The following is a 15,991-nucleotide window of genomic DNA, read 5'->3' on the forward strand; positions in this document are numbered from 1 at the left end:
CGCCTCGGCCGGGCACGCCGCGTGGCGGGGCCCGCAGGCCAGGCTCCACGGGAGCGTGGCCGGGGCCCGCAAGGCCAGGCTCCACGGGCCAGGCCGCAGGAGAACCAGAGGTACCACTCGAAGCTGGTCAGATCGAGCCAGGCGACGCCGACCGAGACCGCGAAGGCGGCCCGCCCGACAGATGGAGAGACAAAGAGCATGGCCACGAGGACGGACACGCAGTCGCCTGCGCCGCACGCTGCCGACAGCCACGATCTGATCCGTGTGCACGGCGCGCGCGAGAACAACCTCAAGGACGTCAGCGTCGAGATCCCGAAGCGCCGGCTGACGGTGTTCACGGGCGTCTCCGGCTCCGGCAAGAGCTCGCTGGTCTTCGACACGATCGCCGCGGAGTCGCAGCGGCTGATCAACGAGACCTACAGCGCCTTCGTGCAGGGCTTCATGCCGACGCTGGCGCGGCCCGAGGTCGATCTGCTCGACGGGCTGACGACCGCGATCATCGTGGACCAGGAGCGGATGGGCGCCAACGCCCGCTCCACCGTCGGCACCGTCACGGACGCCAACGCGATGCTGCGCATCCTGTTCAGCAGGCTCGGGGAGCCGCACATCGGCTCGCCCAACGCGTACTCGTTCAACGTTCCCTCGGTGAAGGCCAGCGGTGCGATCACCGTCGAGCGCGGCGGCAAGACGAAGGCCGAGAAGGCGACTTTCAACCGTCTCGGCGGCATGTGCCCCCGCTGTGAGGGCATGGGCTCGGTCACCGATTTCGATCTGTCGGCGCTGTACGACGACAGCTTGTCGCTCAACGAGGGCGCGCTCACGATCCCCGGTTACAGCATGGACGGCTGGTACGGCCGTATCTTCCGCGGCTGCGGCTTCTTCGACCCGGACAAGCCGATCAGCAAGTTCACCAAGAAAGAGCTGCACGACCTGCTCCACAAGGAACCGACCAAGATCAAGGTCGAGGGGATCAACCTGACGTACGAGGGGCTGATCCCGAAGATCCAGAAGTCGTTCCTGTCCAAGGACGTCGACGCGCTGCAGCCGCACATCCGCGCCTTCGTGGAACGGGCGGTGACGTTCTCGACCTGTCCCGAGTGCGACGGCACCCGGCTCAGCGCGGAGGCCCGGTCGTCGAAGATCAACGGGAAGAACATCGCCGACGTCTGCTCGATGCAGATCAGCGATCTGACCGACTGGGTCCGGGGCCTCGACGAGCCGTCGGTGGCGCCCCTGCTGGCCGCGCTGGGGCACACGCTCGACTCGTTCGTCGAGATCGGGCTCGGCTACCTCAGCCTCGACCGCCCCTCGGGCACGCTCTCGGGCGGCGAGGCACAGCGCACCAAGATGATCCGCCACCTCGGGTCCTCACTCACCGACGTCACCTACGTCTTCGATGAGCCGACGATCGGGCTGCACCCCCACGACATCCAGCGGATGAACAACCTGCTGCTGCAGTTGCGCGACAAGGGCAACACCGTGCTGGTCGTGGAGCACAAGCCGGAGGCGATCGCGATCGCCGATCACGTCGTCGACCTCGGCCCGCGCGCGGGCACCGAGGGCGGCGAAGTCGTGTTCGAGGGCAGCGTCGACGGGCTGCGGGCCAGCGGCACGCTGACTGGGCGGCACCTGGACGACCGGGCCTCCTTGAAGCCCTCGGTCCGGACACCGTCGGGAGTACTGGAGGTGCGCGGCGCGAGCACCAACAATCTGCAGAGCGTCGACGTCGACATCCCGCTCGGCGTGCTCTGCGTCGTCACCGGCGTCGCCGGGTCTGGCAAGAGCTCGCTGATCCACGGCTCGATCCCGGCCGGCACCGGCGTGGTGTCCGTCGACCAGACCGCGATCCGCGGCTCGCGACGCAGCAACCCGGCGACGTACACCGGACTGCTCGACCCGATCCGCAAGGCGTTCGCGAAGGCCAACGGCGTGAAGCCGGCGCTGTTCAGCGCCAACTCCGAGGGTGCCTGCCCCACTTGCAACGGCGCCGGCGTCATCTACACCGACCTGGCGATGATGGCCGGCGTCGCCAGCACCTGCGAGGACTGCGAGGGGAAGCGGTTCCAGGCTTCCGTGCTGGAGTACCACCTCGGCGGCCGCGACATCAGCGAGGTGCTCGCAATGTCGGTGGCCGAGGCCGAGGAGTTCTTCGGCGCGGGTGAGGCGCGCACGCCGGCCGCGCACAAGATCCTCGACCGGCTCGCCGACGTCGGGCTCGGCTACCTCACCCTCGGCCAGCCGCTCACCACGCTGTCCGGCGGCGAGCGGCAGCGGCTCAAGCTTGCCACCCACATGGCCGAGAAGGGCGGCGTCTACGTCCTCGACGAGCCGACGACCGGCCTCCACCTCGCCGACGTCGAGCATCTCCTCGGCCTGCTCGACCGGATCGTCGACTCCGGCAAGTCGGTCATCGTCATCGAGCACCACCAGGCGGTCATGGCGCACGCCGACTGGATCATCGACCTCGGCCCCGGCGCCGGTCACGACGGCGGCCGGATCGTCTTCGAGGGCACACCCGCCGACCTCGTCGCCAGCCGCTCCACCCTCACCGGCGAGCACCTCGCGGCCTACGTCGGCACGTGACCGAGGCGAGGCTCCGCGCCAGGCGCGCTGCAAACTTCCACTTCCGAATAATCCGCTACGGATCGGAATTGCTACCCTGGTGGACATGACCGCCATGGCCCCCAAGCGCACCGAGCCGGACCTGTCGTTCCTGCTGGACCACACGAGTCACGTTCTGCGCACCCAGATGTCGGCGGCACTCGCCGAGATCGGGCTGACGCCACGCATGCACTGCGTACTGGTCCACGCGCTGGAGGAAGAACGCACCCAGGCCCAGATCGCCGAGATCGGGGACATGGACAAGACCACGATGGTGGTCACGGTGGACGCGCTGGAGGAGGCGGGCCTCGCAGAGCGGCGCCCGTCCAGCCGGGACCGGAGGGCTCGGATCATCGCGGTCACCGAGGAGGGCGCGCGAGTCGCCGAGCAGAGCCAGAGGATCGTGGACCGCGTCCACGAAAAGGCACTGGAAGCCCTCCCCGCGGGCGACCGGTCAGCCCTTCTACGAGCCCTGGAGCAGCTGGTCGGCGGGCATCTGGCAACGCCGACCGAGAGTCCGCGACCGGCCCGGCGGGCGCGTCAGCGCGAGAAGTAGACCAAGAGGACCAAGTAGACGAAGAGCGCACCGGCCCAACGGAGTTGGGGCCCGAAAACTGAACCCGTAGAAGATAGTCTGCAACAAAACTATCTGCTACGGTCTCTCCTGTCGGCTCAACAGACAGGAGAGACCGCATGTCCACAGCGTCTGCCGCTTCCGTTCAGTCCACAGCGCCCGAGTCCAAGCCGTTAGCCCGTTCAGCTCGATCACGCCCCCTGGCCCTGGGCGTCATCGCCACGGGAATGCTGATGATCATCCTGGACGGCAGCATCGTGACCGTGGCGATGCCGGCCATCCAGAACGACCTGGGCTTCTCCGCCGCCGGCCTCAGCTGGGTCGTCAACGCCTACCTGATCGCCTTCGGCAGCCTGCTCCTGCTCGCCGGACGGCTCGGCGACCTCATCGGCCGCAAGCGCATGTTCCTGGCCGGAATCGCCGTGTTCACCGCGGCCTCGCTCTTTGCGGGCGTGGCCACCTCCCCCGCCGTACTGATCGCAGCCCGGTTCCTGCAGGGGATCGGGAGCGCTATGGCCTCCGCCGTCAGCCTCGGCATCCTCGTCACACTGTTCACCGAGCCCAGGGAGCGTGCCAGGGCGATCGCCGTGTTCAGCTTCACCGGGGCGGCCGGCGCATCGGTCGGCCAGGTCCTCGGCGGTGTCCTCACGGACGTCCTCGACTGGCACTGGATCTTCTTCATCAACCTGCCGATCGGGCTGGCGGCCCTCGCCGTCGCCGTTCCCGTCCTGCCCGCCGACCGCGGGTTCGGTCTGAGGGCCGGCGCCGATGTCGTCGGCGCACTCCTGGTCACCGCCGGGCTGATGCTCGGGATCTACACGGTCGTCAAGGTCGAGGAGTACGGCTGGACTTCGGCACCCACCCTCGGCTTCGGCGCCCTCGCCCTCGTACTGCTCGCCGGCTTCGTCGCCCGACAGGCCACCGCCAGGACGCCGCTCATGCCGTTGCGAATCTTCCGGTCCCGCAGTGTCGCGGGAGCCAATCTGGTCCAGGTCCTCATGGTGGCGGCTCTCTTCTCGTTCCAGATCCTCGTAGCCCTCTATCTCCAGAAGGTGCTCGCGTACGGGGCCGCCGAGACCGGCCTGGCCATGCTCCCCGCGGCGGCGGCCATCGGCGCGGTGTCACTCGGCCTCTCGGCCCGCCTCAACGCCCGTTTCGGCGAACGCAATGTGCTGCTCGCAGGACTCGTGCTTCTGATCGGGGTTCTCGGACTGCTCACGCGTCTGCCCGTGCACGCGCACTACCTCACCGACCTGCTCCCCGTGATGCTGCTCGCCGCCGGCTTCGGACTCGCCCTCCCCGCACTGACCACGCTGGGCATGTCGGGCGCCAAGGACGACGACGCGGGGCTGGCGTCGGGACTGTTCAACACGACCCAGCAGATCGGCATGGCCACAGGCGTCGCCGTCCTCTCCACCCTGGCCGCCTCCCGCAGCGACAGCCTCCTCGCACAGGGCCGCAACCAGGCCGAGGCACTGACAGGTGGCTACCACCTGGCTTTCGCCGTCGGCACGGGGCTTCTGGTGGCGGCTCTCGCCGTGGCGTTCGCCGTACTGCGCCGGCCGCGCCGCGTCATACGCCCGCAGGGAACCTGACAGCCCTCTGCCTGCCGTCGTCTCCGGGCGGGAATGCACGGGCGAGGTAAGGGTTTGCCGTCCATTTGGCCGGCAGGCCCAGAGACGCGGTGGCGGCCGCCAGGGTCATCCCGTACGAGTCCACTGCCCGGCGCACATTGGGGGCGTCGAGGCTGGCGCCCGTGACCAGCCGGTCCAGGTCGACATAGGCGGAGCGAATGATCTCGATCCGCCGGTAGACGGGCCAGTCCTCTCGCCAGCCCTTGGTGTACTCGTCGGGGAGCCGACGCTGCCACCGTTCGAACAAACGCTGGCGGATCTCGGGACGGGTCGGCGTGAGGTGCATGTGCCGGACCAGGTCGTACAGAGGGTCGCCGATCACCGCCATCTCCCAGTCGATGATGGTGAGGCCCGCCCGGCCCTCTCTGCGCACCAGATTCCACGGGTTCAGATCACCGTGCAGGAGTGCCGATGCCCGTGGGGTGACGTGGTACCTGCCCAGGATCTCGCTCAGCCGGTATCCGTCGGGCAGCCCCAGGTTCCTGGCCAGTTGCTGGGACTCCTTGGGGAGTTCCAGCACGAGCCGGACGAGTTCTTGGCGGAGCCAGCCGAAGAAATCCAGTGATTCCGCCGCGGGGTCGAGTGACGAGCACTCGACCTTGGTCAGCTCGCAGAGCTGGGCCACGAGTTCGTCGGCCTCGTGGGGCAGGAGACCGTGCACCGGATGGTCGGGCGGCCGGTCACTGCCGGGCGGCCCCACATAGGTGTGGATGGCGAAGGGATCCTTCGCCCGGGCGGCCCGGGGTTCGCTCAGCCCGAGCGCCAGTACCCGGGGGGCTCTCACCGCGGCCCCCGAGACCTCGATGGCTCGCAGTACTGCGTGCTCGCTGAGGAAGCTGCGGCTGCGCTCCCGACGGCAGAGCGCCGCCACTTTTCGCCGTACCACGACAGGGAATTCGATGCCTGGCACCTTGACCACCGAGTTCAGGTGCGCGGTGCCCTTGAACACGCGATCCGCGGGAGCCGCGCCCTCGGCGATGAGCGCGTCGATGACAGCAGTGCGAGGAAAGTCCGGGTGCTCGGGGACGCGCTCGTCCGGCTCCCAGCCGATTCCGGTGACCGTCCGTGCGCCGACGCGTCGTTCCCGCTGGGCCGCCTGCCAGCGGAAGAGGATGCGCTCGATCTCCGGTTCCCTCGGCAGCTGTCTGAGTCCCAGTGGTTCGGCCGCGGCCTCAAGGGCCCTGAGCACGGCCGCGGAGGCGGCGTCCAGGCTCTTCTGGTCGCACGAGTCCTCCAGCGACTTCGCGGCGCGCATGATGTCCGGATACACCGACTGGGCACGTTCGAAGGCGATGTAGTGGCGCAGGTCCTTGGTGAGTCCGTGGACCGCAGCCGGTCTTGTGCCTTCCATGGCCGCTGCCCATGCGTCGGTCACCTCGCTCCACTGGAACGCCGGGTAGTGCATCCGGACCAGGTGCGTCGCGAGGTCGTGCAGCGGATCGCCGTAGGTCGCGAGCTCCCAGTCGACACAGATCAGCGGCGGATCCCCGCCGTAGGACACGATCACGTTGTCCCGGTGCAGGTCGGTGTGGAGCAGGCTGTACGGGCGACGAGACATGGCCGGGACCCGTTCCGCCAACCGGGTCATGGCGTCGTCGGGAATCCCCAGGGCCGCGAACAGTCCCCCGAACACAGTCCAATTGGGCTGTCGTACTTGGCGGTCCACCAGGCCGGCAAGGGTACGCAGAAAACCCTGGCTGTCCTTGTCGTTGCGGGGCCAGCAGTCGGGCAACCGCGGTAATGCCTCCCGTCGCACCTGCGACATCTGGGCCAGGAGCCCTGCCAGCGCCCTGATCAGCAGGTGGTCGACCGGCTTGCCGTTCTGGCAGATGCTGGAGAGCGGAACTCCCTGCACATAGCTGTGGACAGCGGAGCCCGGCCGTTCGGCGAGGCATTCCGGCACGTGGGGAAGGACACCCTTGATGGCGGCGAGGATCTCCGACTCCTGTTGCCAGGTCCTGACCACCACCGGCACGGCCTCGGCTCTCCGGATCCGCACCGTCACGGAAGTGCCGGGTTCGCGTCCCACCAGACGCGCCATACGTTCCGTGAGGGGCAGGACGAAGTTCCGGTTGTGATGCCCACGGCTCATCGTCCCGACCTGCTTGGCCTGCCGCACGAACTCGTCGTAGGGGTCGTCGGTGGCGCATCCCCAGACAGCCGAGGGACTGGGAACAGGAGTTGCGCCCACTGGCCGCTCCTGAATAATCGCGCGACAGGGTGCAAGACAATGCACCCCAGGGTGTTTGCACACCCTAGCGGTGACGCGCCCTCCGCACGACTTGAGCCGTGCGCTCCCTGGTCTCAATGAGGTATACGTCGCCCTCAGGTGTCGCCGTGTTCGACGGTTTGGCCGGATTCCGCCTCATTGAGCCAAACGGGTCCAGACGGAGTCGAACCAGGACTGCATGCTGTCCACGAAGACCGAACCCTGGGAGTCCTCGTTCCCGTCGCGGACATGATGCATGAGCGTGGCTCCGAGCCCCAGGACATCGAGGGCTTCGACCTCCCGGCCGTCATCCAGGATGATCCGGCGCTCGATCACCTCGTACGGCCCGTGCAACGCCTCGACGCCGTTGAACAGGTAGAGCTTGAACGTGGGAGTCAGCGGCGCGCGGCGGATCTCGATCTCGACGGACGGCACATAGCGCTCGGCCTGGAGGGCTCGGAGGACCGACTGCAATGACGTCGTGTGACGTCGAGTGATGTCCTGCATGCGCTTCAGCAGGAGCAGCGGGTCATCTGTGTCGCCCACCGCCCGCGGATAGGGAAGCGTCAGCGAATCGTCCGGCAGCAGCATCCGGAGTTTGATCCTCTGCGGGGCGATGGAGCCGGTGCGGATGCGCTCTGCCTGCAGACGGATGTGCGTGTCGAGCGACTCGGAAGTCAGGGTGTAGACGTCCAGGCTGACTTCGGGGTGCTCGAACGCCTCACCTATGAGCGGGCCCAGCGTGACACGGCCCTTCCGGGTGTCCTTCGCCGTGGACGAGTGGATGCGCTGGGTCTTCAGCACCCGCGATCCGCTGCCCTGCCGGGACTCGATCCAACCCTCGCTGACCAGCTCCCGGAGCACGCGCTGCACGGTGTCCCGGGAGACACCGAACTCGGCGGCCAGCTCGCGCTGCGTCGGCAGCATGCCCCCCACGTGGTAGAAGCCGTCGCTCAAGCGGGCGCGCAGCTGCTCGGAGACGCGCAGGAACTCCCTGCCGCCGCCGTCACTTGGTGCCCGTCCCGTGCCACCCACATCGCGACCGTACCTCTTCCAGCCGACAAGCAAACCGATTTCAGTCAAATGAGCAGGCGTTCGAGCCCTTGGTTAAGGGATCAATCAGGCAGGGCACATCCAACTCAAGACAACCAGTCCAATTGGACGGTTAGTTGATCGCTTCTTGGAAGCGGAGAGGGGGTGGAGCCCATGGTTCTCTTCCAGCTGCTGTCGACCGTCCTGGTCCTCGGCTTCGAACAGCTCGTCCAGTGGGAGTACGGCCCGGTGGGCATGATCTGCTTCTGCCTACTGGCTGTGGGCATGCGGATGCGCAACACGACCTGCGTGTCCCTCGGGGCCGTGGTCTTCGTGCTGCTGATGGTTCAGGCCTGAGCCCTGAGCAGGTTCAGGATCAGCTCCAGCGAGTTGACGACGTGCTCGGCGCCGGACGCGCGTAGGAGCTTCTCCTTGCGGGCGTTGCGCGCATAGCCCAGGAAAGGCACCCCGGCCTGCTCGGCGGCCTGGAAGTCGGACGGGGTGTCGCCGATCATCAGGGAGGCCTCGGCCTCGGCGCCCATGGCGCTCAGGGCGCGGTTGAGGCAGTGCGGGTGGGGCTTGAGGAGGTGCAGGTCCTGGGTGCGGCCGTAGATGTGGGGGGTGAAGCATGCCTCGAGTCCACGAGTCGCGAGATAACTCCGCACCGCACGCGGTGAGTTGTTGGTCGTGATGGCGAGCCGCGAGCCTACCGCCAGCCAGGTGCGTATGAGTGGGTCCGCATACGCCGTCGGCCAGGCCGAGTCGACTGCTCGCAGCTCCTGCTGGGTCAGCCGCTCCTCGAGTTCCGCGACCAGGTCGCTGCCGGTGTGTCTGCGGTCGACCGCGCGCAGCACCTCGTGCGGGTCCGGGTGCTCGCGCTCCCCCTCGGTGAGGAGCCCGTGCAGCCCTCGTTCCTCCAACCAGCGCACCTGGCCCTCTGCGATCACCTCCGCCTTGTGTCCCGCGAACAGCCTGCAGATGGGGCCGTCGAAGTCGAAGAGGACGAAACGAGCGCGGGTGATCAGTTCTCGCAAGTTCTCAGTCTCAGCTGCCACAGGTTCAGTCTGCTCTGCGGCCTGTTGGTCGTGCGCTGTTACCAGGATGGTTTGTTCTGTCGCCTGTTCGGTCAGTTCCGCTGCCCGTCCAGTCGGCTCCGTTGACAGTTCGGTCTGCTGCGTATCAGGAGTCACTAAGAAAGTGTCAGGTCCGTGGTGATGGTTTCCCAGAGGGCGTCGAACCACTTCTGCGACTCCTCCACGAACGCCGTGTCCCGGCTTCCCGCGCGCCTCTCGAAGGAGAACAGCAGCGATTCGGTGCCGAGAGCGTCGTACATCTCGAGCGTTCCGCTCTCGATCTCCTCCTCGCGCTTGGTGACCATGTAGTACGCCAGCAGGGCCTCACAGCCGTTGAGCAGGTACAGCTTGACCGGCGGCGTGAACGGCAGTGCGCGGAAGGTGACGTGGACGTCGATCCCGTGCGAGGAGCGCAGCGCCAGGAGGTTGTGCCGCAGCACATGGCCCTGAGCATTGCGCTGGGCCAGCCAGCGCTCATGTACGGGGTCGTCGTCGCCCGGGTCCCCGACCGAGACCGGAAAGGCAAGATCGATGTCCCGGCTCGGCAGCAGGATGCGGACATCGATGGATTCGGGGTGGATACGGCCCTCGTGGATGAGGCGGACCGGCTCGCCCAGCGCCAGCATCAGGGTCTCCGCCGTGAGGGAGACGACGTCGATACGCACCGTGGGTGCGGCGAAGGCCGCCGTCAGGCGTGGGGCCAGCGCCACCATCGTGGGCTGCGGGCCCTCGCGCGTCGGCGCCGGCGCCGCGATGCGCGGCGGGCTGCCCTTGCTGATGTTGGCCAGAAGACCGTCGTCCTGCAGGGTCTTCAGGGCCTGGCGCACGGTGCCGCGCTCCACGCCGAACTCCAGCGCGAGCTCGGCCTGGGTGGGCAGGCGGTCTCCGGCCTTGAGGGTGCCGGTGCGGATGCGTTCCCGCAGCGCGTCGGCGATGTCCTTGGGAGTGAGCTTTCTGCTGCCGTTCACTGCGACGTTCTCCTGGGTCACAACCAAACGCTACAACTCCATGCCATCTGATGGGAGTTGTTTGGGAGTTGTTTATTCCTAGCAACCAACTGGGGATAACTTCCTTGTAGTTGGTTGCCAACTCAGCCAAGCTGGTGGAGGTTCAAACAGCCCTCCCGCTCCTCCCACCCCGAAGGAGGAACCACCGTGCCCATCATCGCCCTCCTCTCCGCCGTCTTCGTCATCGGCTTCGAGCAGCTCGTCCAGTGGCAGTACGGCCCGATGGGCATCGTCGGACTGCTGCTGCTGACCATCGGCGTCAAGGCGAAGAACCCGGCCTGCAGCTCCATCGGGGCGGTCGTCCTCGCCCTGATGGTCGCGGCTCCCGCCCTCTGAGAACTCACACGCCGGGCCGCTCAGGCGGTCAGCGTCAGATCAGAACTGATCGTGTTCCATAGCGAGTTGAACCACACATGGGACTGCTCCACGAACGTCGTGTCCCGCAGGCCGGCGCCCTGCTCAAAGGCGAAGAGCATGGACTGGGTGCCCTGCGCGTCGTACATCTCCAGGTACTCGTGGTCGATCTCCACATCCCGTTTGGTGAGGGTGTAGTACGCGAACAGCGCCTCGTTGTTGTTCAGCAGGTACAGCTTCACCGGCGGGGTGAACGGCAGGGCCCGGAACGAGACCCTGACGTCGATGCCGTGTGTCGAGCGCAGCGCCAGAAGGTTGTGCCGCAGCACCTGGCCCTGGGCGTTGCGCTGGGACAGCCACTGGCGGTGCAGCCGGCTGTCGGCGGCCGCGTGCACCGGCGTGGGGAAGGCCAGCGCGATGTCACGGCTCGGCAGCAGCACCCGCACATCCACCGTGGCCGGTTTCATTCGGCCCTCGTGGATCCGCCGGAGCGGTTCGCCGATGGCGAGCGTGAGCGACACCGCCGTCAGACAGAGGGCGTCGATCTCCACGTGGGGAGCAGTGAAGGCGGCGGCTATCCGCGGCGCGAGCCCCACCATGGTCGGCTGCGGCGGCGCCTCAGGGCCGGTGAAGGCGTGTTCTATGTGCTCCGCGACGGTAGCCGGGCTGCCCTTGGTCACATTGGTGAGCAGATGTTCGGACTGCAGAATGCGCAGGGCCTGGCGTACGGTGCCGCGCTCCACGCCGAACTCGACGGCCAGTTCGGCCTGCGTGGGCATGCGCTGCCCCGCCCTCAGCCGCCCGGTCCGGATACGGGCGCGCAGTTCGTCGGCCACCTCGCGGTACGACCGAGGTGACGGCCCTTCTGCCCTTTTCCGCCCATCGACGGCGGCATGCTCCGGGTTCACAACCAAACACTACAACTTCTCGCCATCTTTGGGGAGTTACGGGGAAGGTGGTTATGAGTCGAGCCATCGCGGAGATAAGTACGAGTGAGTTGGTCGCCAACTTGAGCAACATGGTCAAGCGTTCGCAGGGTTGGCAACCGACCTCAGCGGGGTCCGCCTCCCCATCCCCAAGGAGGGACCGTCATGCCACTCATCGCCATCGTCGTCGCCGCCCTCGCCATTGGGTTCGAGCAACTCATCCAGTGGAAGTACGGACCGATGGGCATCATCGCCTTCGTCGTCCTGACCATCGGCCTGAAGGCCAAGAACACCATGGTCAGCAGCATCGGGGCCGTGATCCTCGTGATGCTGCTCGCCCAGTCCGGCTGACCGGGCTCCCCCACAGTCGGCTGACCGGGCTTCCTTCCGGAGGGGAGCCGGGAGCCCGGTCAAGCCTCAATCCCCCGCACACCACCTACACCCACGCCACGGTGTGCGGGTCAGACGTGATCAGAAGATGTCCGGGCACCACGGTCGCCTGGACGTACGGAACAGGGCGTCGGCGACGGCGGCGGCGCCTGTCCCCGCCTCCGTCACCCTCCCCAGGGCCGCCAGCCGCACAGCCGACTCGTCTCCCAGCCAGAGCGCAGCCAGCTCGCCGACTCCCATGGTGAGCTCGGCGCTCTGCGTGGTCGGCGCGCACACGGCCCCGTCAGGCGTCGCATCCAGCCGGTAGCGTCCGCCCACGAAGCCGCCCTCGTCGGCGATCTGCAGTACGAGGGTCGCCGACGACGCGTACGTACGCGCTTCCAGGGCCCGTACGACGTCCAGGATCCGCACCCAGAGCCAGTCCGCCTGTGTGGTGATCGCGGCGGCCCGCGGGTCGGGGAGGAAGCGGGGCAGCAGATCGTCCGGGGCGCGATAGCCGGTCCTGACCGTCGTGATCCAGTCGATCGAGCAGACGTACTGCCACAGGGCGCGCTCGGCCGCCGGGGAGACCGCGATCATGTCGCGCACCGTGGCCGTGTTCAGCGGCTGCTTGGCGTCGCCCCAGTGGTCGTCGGCCCGGTATGTGAGCAGGCCCTCCACCTCGCCGGCCGCCGAGCGGTACACGGCGTGGAAGGGCTCCGTCCACGGGTCGCGGTCCAGGGTCACGGCGCCTGTGTTGACCTTCCACCAGCGCTCGTCGCGGTCGATCGCGCCCGGCTGCGCGCGGCGGAAGCGCTCGTGGAGATCCGGTCCCAGCTTGCGTACGTCCTCGCCGTCCACGAGGTCGATACGGCCGCCGTCGTCCGGGCCCGACCAGCGCCGGTCGAGTCCCGTGCGCGGTACGTCGACGGTCCACTGGGCTGTGGAGGTGGCAGGGCCGAAGCCGTACCGGCCGTAGATGGGGTACTCGGCGGCGATCAGCGTGGCGACGACGTCCCCGCGCTCCTTCGCGGCCGCCAGGTCCGCGGCCATCATGCGGCTGAGCAGGCCGCGGCGGCGGTGGGTGGGGGTGACGGTGACGTTCGATATGGCGTCGGCCCGGACCGTGGCGCCGCCGACGGCGGTGAGCTGCTGCGGGAAGGAGCGGAACGTCGCCACACAGCGGCCGGCGTCGAAGGCGCCGAGGGTGCGGGACGGGATGATGTACGAGCTGCGGTCCTCGATCTCCCTGTCCGATACGGACGGGGGGCGCAGGAAGCCGGTGTTGAGGGCGCGGATCCAGTCGGGGATGTCTTGTTCGGTGACGGGGCGGACGTCTGTGGGGCGGCTCATACGGCCACGCTAGGGCTGGGCGCCTTGGCTGTCGCCCCAATTCCGGGAGGCGCCGTGCGCCGTGGGTTGCGCACTGGGGGAGGAACGCCTGCCCACAACGCAAACGGCACGCCCGCCGGCGAACCCTCAGAACGCCGCGCGCACCGACCCCACCTCGCGGCCCCCGCCCCACAGCGGCGCGTGCCCTATGCGGGTGAGTACCGGCGCTTCGACGCCCGCCAGGGCCAGCGCACGCGCCAGTACCGGACCCAGTGCACGCGTCGCGCCGTCCTCGATCTTGAAGGCCAGGGCACGGCCGTCCGGCAGCGCGACGGCCTGGACCGCCTCGGCGCCCATCTTCGACAGGGCCCCGGGCACCTCGCGCATCAGCCAGGTGTCGGGGCGGCGGGTGCCGGCCACGTACTCCGGGTGGGCCCGCATCGCGTCCGCCACCCTCCGCTCGGCGGACCCTTCGGGCGCCAGCACGAAGTGGCGGAAGGCGCGCGCCAGACCGGTGAGGCTGATCGCCATCAGCGGCGCCCCGCACCCGTCCGTACCGACCGCGGCGACGGACTCCCCTGCCGCCTCCTCCACCACCGACAGCACGAGCCGCTGCAGCGGATGATCCGGGTCCAGATACGTCTCCTGCGACCACTCGTTCAGCCCGCACGCCGCAAGCATCGCCGCATGCTTGCCGGAGCAGTTCATCGTGACCGGCTCCCGGACCCGGCCCGCGGCCAGATACGTCTCGGCCTCAGCCGGGTCCAGCGGCAGATCGGCGGGGCACTGCAGTTGCCCGGCCGTCAGCCCGTGCTCGGCCAGCATCTTCTGTACGAGATCGCGGTGGAACTCCTCGCCGGAGTGGCTCGCCGCGGCCAGTGCCAGGCGCTCCCCCGACAGGTCGAGCCCGGCCCGCAGTACGGCAGCGGCCTGCATCGGCTTGTTCGACGAGCGCGGGAAGACGGGCGCCGTCACATCGCCCAGCGCCAGCTCCACGCCCCCGTCCGCCGCCAGCAGTACGAGGCTGCCCCGATGGTGGCCCTCGACGAAGCCGGACCGTACGACTTCGGCGAGGACCGGGGGTATGGCGGGCGCGGAGGACGTGCCGGCGGCGGGCGAGGAGGAGGACATGGGTACGGCCTTCCGGGGCGGGTCGAACCCGCCCCGCCCGAGGCCGCCGGGGTCTCCGGCTCCCCCGCGTCACGCGAGCAGGTCGTCTACTTGTGCTTCGCCATCACGGTACCTGCGGGCGATCTCGGCACTGCAATCGTCGGCCGTGCGCTGGAACCGCCGACGGCGCCGGGACACGTCCTGCTCGTACTGCACGAGGCGGCTCATGGCGCTGCGCAGTTCCAGGTCGGTGCGGGCTTCCAGGTCCGACAGCGCGACCTCGGCGAGCATGTCGGCGGCCAGCTGCCGGTACTCCTCGCTGTGAGGGGTGCCGAGTGTCACATGACGGGCGGAGGAACGGTTGCGGGCCGGCTGGTCGGTGAGGATCTCCGCGAGCCGGTCGACGACGGAGGACGAGGCCACTGGGACCGGCCCATGAGCGCCGACCGGGCCCGCGAAGCCTCCGCCACCGCCGACACGGTCCGATGAACCACCGCCGGCACCGTCCGATGAACCACTGCCCGCACCACCGACACGCGGCGGCCGGCCACCCGAGTCCGCACCGGATCCCCCACGGCGCGCCAACTCCGCCCGCAGGATGTCGATCCGTCCCTGCAGCAGCCTCCGCACATAGCTGAGGTCGGCCTCGTGCTGCTGTGCCTCGCGGCGCAGGGCGCGCAGTTCGGGCAGGCGCAGCAAGGCCAGGTCGGGCGAGCTGGGGTGCTCGGGCGACGGCTGGGCGTACATGAAACCGCTGGTTGTGGAAGGGCTGCCGCTCCGTTGCGTCGGTGGCCGGAGCGCCCCTTCGCCGGCCATGGCCGCGAGGGCATGGGCGAGGCCCGCGTCCCCGCCGGTCTCCCCGTCGCCCTCATGGCGGATGTGCCCCGCGTACCCCCCGTGGTCAGCGGGCGGGCTCATACGGGTCAGTGGAACGGGCACTGCGGGCTGCCCGGTGCTAGGTGTGCTCATGCGTCTCTACCGTCCCCTCGACCGGCGAGGTGAGCCCGTGCGGCGCCGCCGCACGTCTCACTGCGTGTGAGCATCGTGCCACCCCGGGTGGCCGCCATGGGGACGAGTGCGCCCGATCCGCCCCGGATGGCCGCTTCGGGGGCATGCCAAGCAGGGCGGGAAGAGGCGCCGGCATCCCGGTCCGATGGCCCGAAGATCGGCGTGCAGCCGGTTGAAGCGGGTGAGAGCCGCAGAGAACCGATGTGTGTGAACCGATGTGAACCGATGGGAGCCGACGAGACTCGACGGGAAGCAGATCGGACCGTGGCCTGGCACGACAACCCGAAAGAGGGGCCCTCCCCACCGCGCGGCATGATGGTCCGTATGCGTGCAGTGGTGCAGAGGGTGGACGGCGCGAGCGTCGTCGTGGACGGTGAGACGGTCGGCGAGATCAGCGGTGAGGGCCTGTGCGTCCTCGTGGGGGTCACCCACGAGGACACCAAGGAGAAGGCGGCCCAGCTCGCCCGGAAGCTCTGGTCGATCCGCATGCTGTCCGACGAGAGGTCGTGCAGCGACATCGACGCCCCGCTGCTGGTCATCAGCCAGTTCACGCTCTACGGAGACGCCCGCAAGGGCCGCCGCCCCACCTGGAACGCCGCCGCCCCCGGTGATGTCGCCGAGCCGCTCGTGGACGAGGTCGTGGCCCAGCTGCGCTCGCTGGGCGCGACGGTGGCGACGGGCCGGTTCGGCGCGAAGATGCGCGTGTCGCTGACGAACGACGGCCCGTTCACGGTGCTCCTGGAAATCTGACCGCTCGCACAC

The 15,991-nt window shown here is 68.7% G+C and carries 15 protein-coding genes; 7 read left to right on the forward strand and 8 right to left on the reverse strand.

Going from position 1 to position 15,991, the window contains the following annotated elements; translation table 11 throughout:
* Positions 1-198 precede the first annotated feature (198 nt).
* The 3 genes from ACSMXV_RS20470 to ACSMXV_RS20480 all read left to right on the forward strand — a co-directional run bounded on the left by ACSMXV_RS20470 (position 199) and on the right by ACSMXV_RS20480 (position 4,770).
* Entirely contained in the window at positions 199-2,583 is a 2,385-nt protein-coding gene (locus ACSMXV_RS20470; protein ID WP_473172818.1) for an ATP-binding cassette domain-containing protein, read from the forward strand.
* Positions 2,584-2,668: 85 nt separating this feature from the next.
* Entirely contained in the window at positions 2,669-3,157 is a 489-nt protein-coding gene (locus ACSMXV_RS20475; RefSeq protein ID WP_473172819.1) for a MarR family winged helix-turn-helix transcriptional regulator, read from the forward strand.
* 137 nt (positions 3,158-3,294) lie between these two features.
* Positions 3,295-4,770 carry an MFS transporter gene (locus tag ACSMXV_RS20480; protein ID WP_473172820.1) on the forward strand — a complete coding sequence of 492 codons (1,476 nt, stop codon included), beginning with the start codon at positions 3,295-3,297 and terminating at the stop codon, positions 4,768-4,770.
* On the opposite strand, the gene ACSMXV_RS20485 is transcribed toward ACSMXV_RS20480, so the two are convergent.
* Together ACSMXV_RS20485 and ACSMXV_RS20490 are read right to left on the reverse strand one after the other, a co-directional pair.
* Positions 4,748-7,000 carry a phosphotransferase gene (locus ACSMXV_RS20485; protein ID WP_473172821.1) on the reverse strand — a complete coding sequence of 751 codons (2,253 nt, stop codon included), beginning with the start codon at positions 6,998-7,000 and terminating at the stop codon, positions 4,748-4,750. The two genes, ACSMXV_RS20480 and ACSMXV_RS20485, sit on opposite strands and share 23 nt — an antisense overlap.
* A 174-nt stretch (positions 7,001-7,174) precedes the next feature.
* Positions 7,175-8,053 carry a winged helix-turn-helix domain-containing protein gene (locus ACSMXV_RS20490; RefSeq protein ID WP_473172822.1) on the reverse strand — a complete coding sequence of 293 codons (879 nt, stop codon included), beginning with the start codon at positions 8,051-8,053 and terminating at the stop codon, positions 7,175-7,177.
* 171 nt (positions 8,054-8,224) lie between these two features.
* Here ACSMXV_RS20490 and ACSMXV_RS20495 point away from each other — a divergent pair, with 171 nt between their 5' ends.
* Entirely contained in the window at positions 8,225-8,407 is a 183-nt protein-coding gene (locus ACSMXV_RS20495; protein WP_181867082.1) for a hypothetical protein, read from the forward strand.
* Here ACSMXV_RS20495 and ACSMXV_RS20500 read toward each other — a convergent pair.
* The gene (locus ACSMXV_RS20500; protein WP_309484334.1) at positions 8,398-9,105 is read right to left on the reverse strand and encodes an HAD family hydrolase; all 708 of its coding nucleotides are present in this window, start codon (positions 9,103-9,105) and stop codon (positions 8,398-8,400) included. The two genes, ACSMXV_RS20495 and ACSMXV_RS20500, sit on opposite strands and share 10 nt — an antisense overlap.
* Before the next feature lie 134 nt (positions 9,106-9,239).
* A complete protein-coding gene (locus ACSMXV_RS20505; RefSeq protein WP_181658232.1) occupies positions 9,240-10,118 on the reverse strand; it encodes a GntR family transcriptional regulator in 879 nt (292 codons plus the stop codon).
* 159 nt (positions 10,119-10,277) lie between these two features.
* On the opposite strand from ACSMXV_RS20505, the gene ACSMXV_RS20510 reads away from it, so the two are divergent.
* The gene (locus ACSMXV_RS20510; protein WP_473172823.1) at positions 10,278-10,466 is read left to right on the forward strand and encodes a hypothetical protein; all 189 of its coding nucleotides are present in this window, start codon (positions 10,278-10,280) and stop codon (positions 10,464-10,466) included.
* Between the two features lie 20 nt (positions 10,467-10,486).
* On the opposite strand, the gene ACSMXV_RS20515 is transcribed toward ACSMXV_RS20510, so the two are convergent.
* A complete protein-coding gene (locus tag ACSMXV_RS20515; protein WP_473172824.1) occupies positions 10,487-11,398 on the reverse strand; it encodes a winged helix-turn-helix domain-containing protein in 912 nt (303 codons plus the stop codon).
* Positions 11,399-11,575: 177 nt separating this feature from the next.
* Here ACSMXV_RS20515 and ACSMXV_RS20520 point away from each other — a divergent pair, with 177 nt between their 5' ends.
* Positions 11,576-11,761 (forward strand): hypothetical protein, encoded by a 186-nt coding sequence (locus ACSMXV_RS20520; RefSeq protein WP_181658235.1) that lies wholly within the window; start codon positions 11,576-11,578, stop codon positions 11,759-11,761.
* A 120-nt stretch (positions 11,762-11,881) separates the two neighbouring features.
* On the opposite strand, the gene ACSMXV_RS20525 is transcribed toward ACSMXV_RS20520, so the two are convergent.
* The 3 genes from ACSMXV_RS20525 to ACSMXV_RS20535 form a co-directional block, all read right to left on the reverse strand.
* Positions 11,882-13,132, reverse strand: coding sequence for a GNAT family N-acetyltransferase (locus ACSMXV_RS20525; protein WP_473172825.1), 1,251 nt, complete (start codon positions 13,130-13,132; stop codon positions 11,882-11,884).
* Positions 13,133-13,258: 126 nt separating this feature from the next.
* Entirely contained in the window at positions 13,259-14,242 is a 984-nt protein-coding gene (locus ACSMXV_RS20530) for an asparaginase (RefSeq protein WP_473172826.1), read from the reverse strand.
* Between the two features lie 69 nt (positions 14,243-14,311).
* Positions 14,312-15,100, reverse strand: coding sequence for an RsiG family protein (locus ACSMXV_RS20535; protein WP_473179008.1), 789 nt, complete (start codon positions 15,098-15,100; stop codon positions 14,312-14,314).
* A gap of 453 nt (positions 15,101-15,553) precedes the next feature.
* Between ACSMXV_RS20535 and dtd the strand changes: the two genes are divergently transcribed.
* Complete coding sequence (gene dtd, locus ACSMXV_RS20540; protein WP_181658238.1) at positions 15,554-15,979, forward strand: D-aminoacyl-tRNA deacylase; 426 nt, start codon at positions 15,554-15,556, stop codon at positions 15,977-15,979.
* Positions 15,980-15,991: the final 12 nt, after the last annotated feature.

The organism is Streptomyces sp. DSM 42067, from assembly GCF_055792885.1.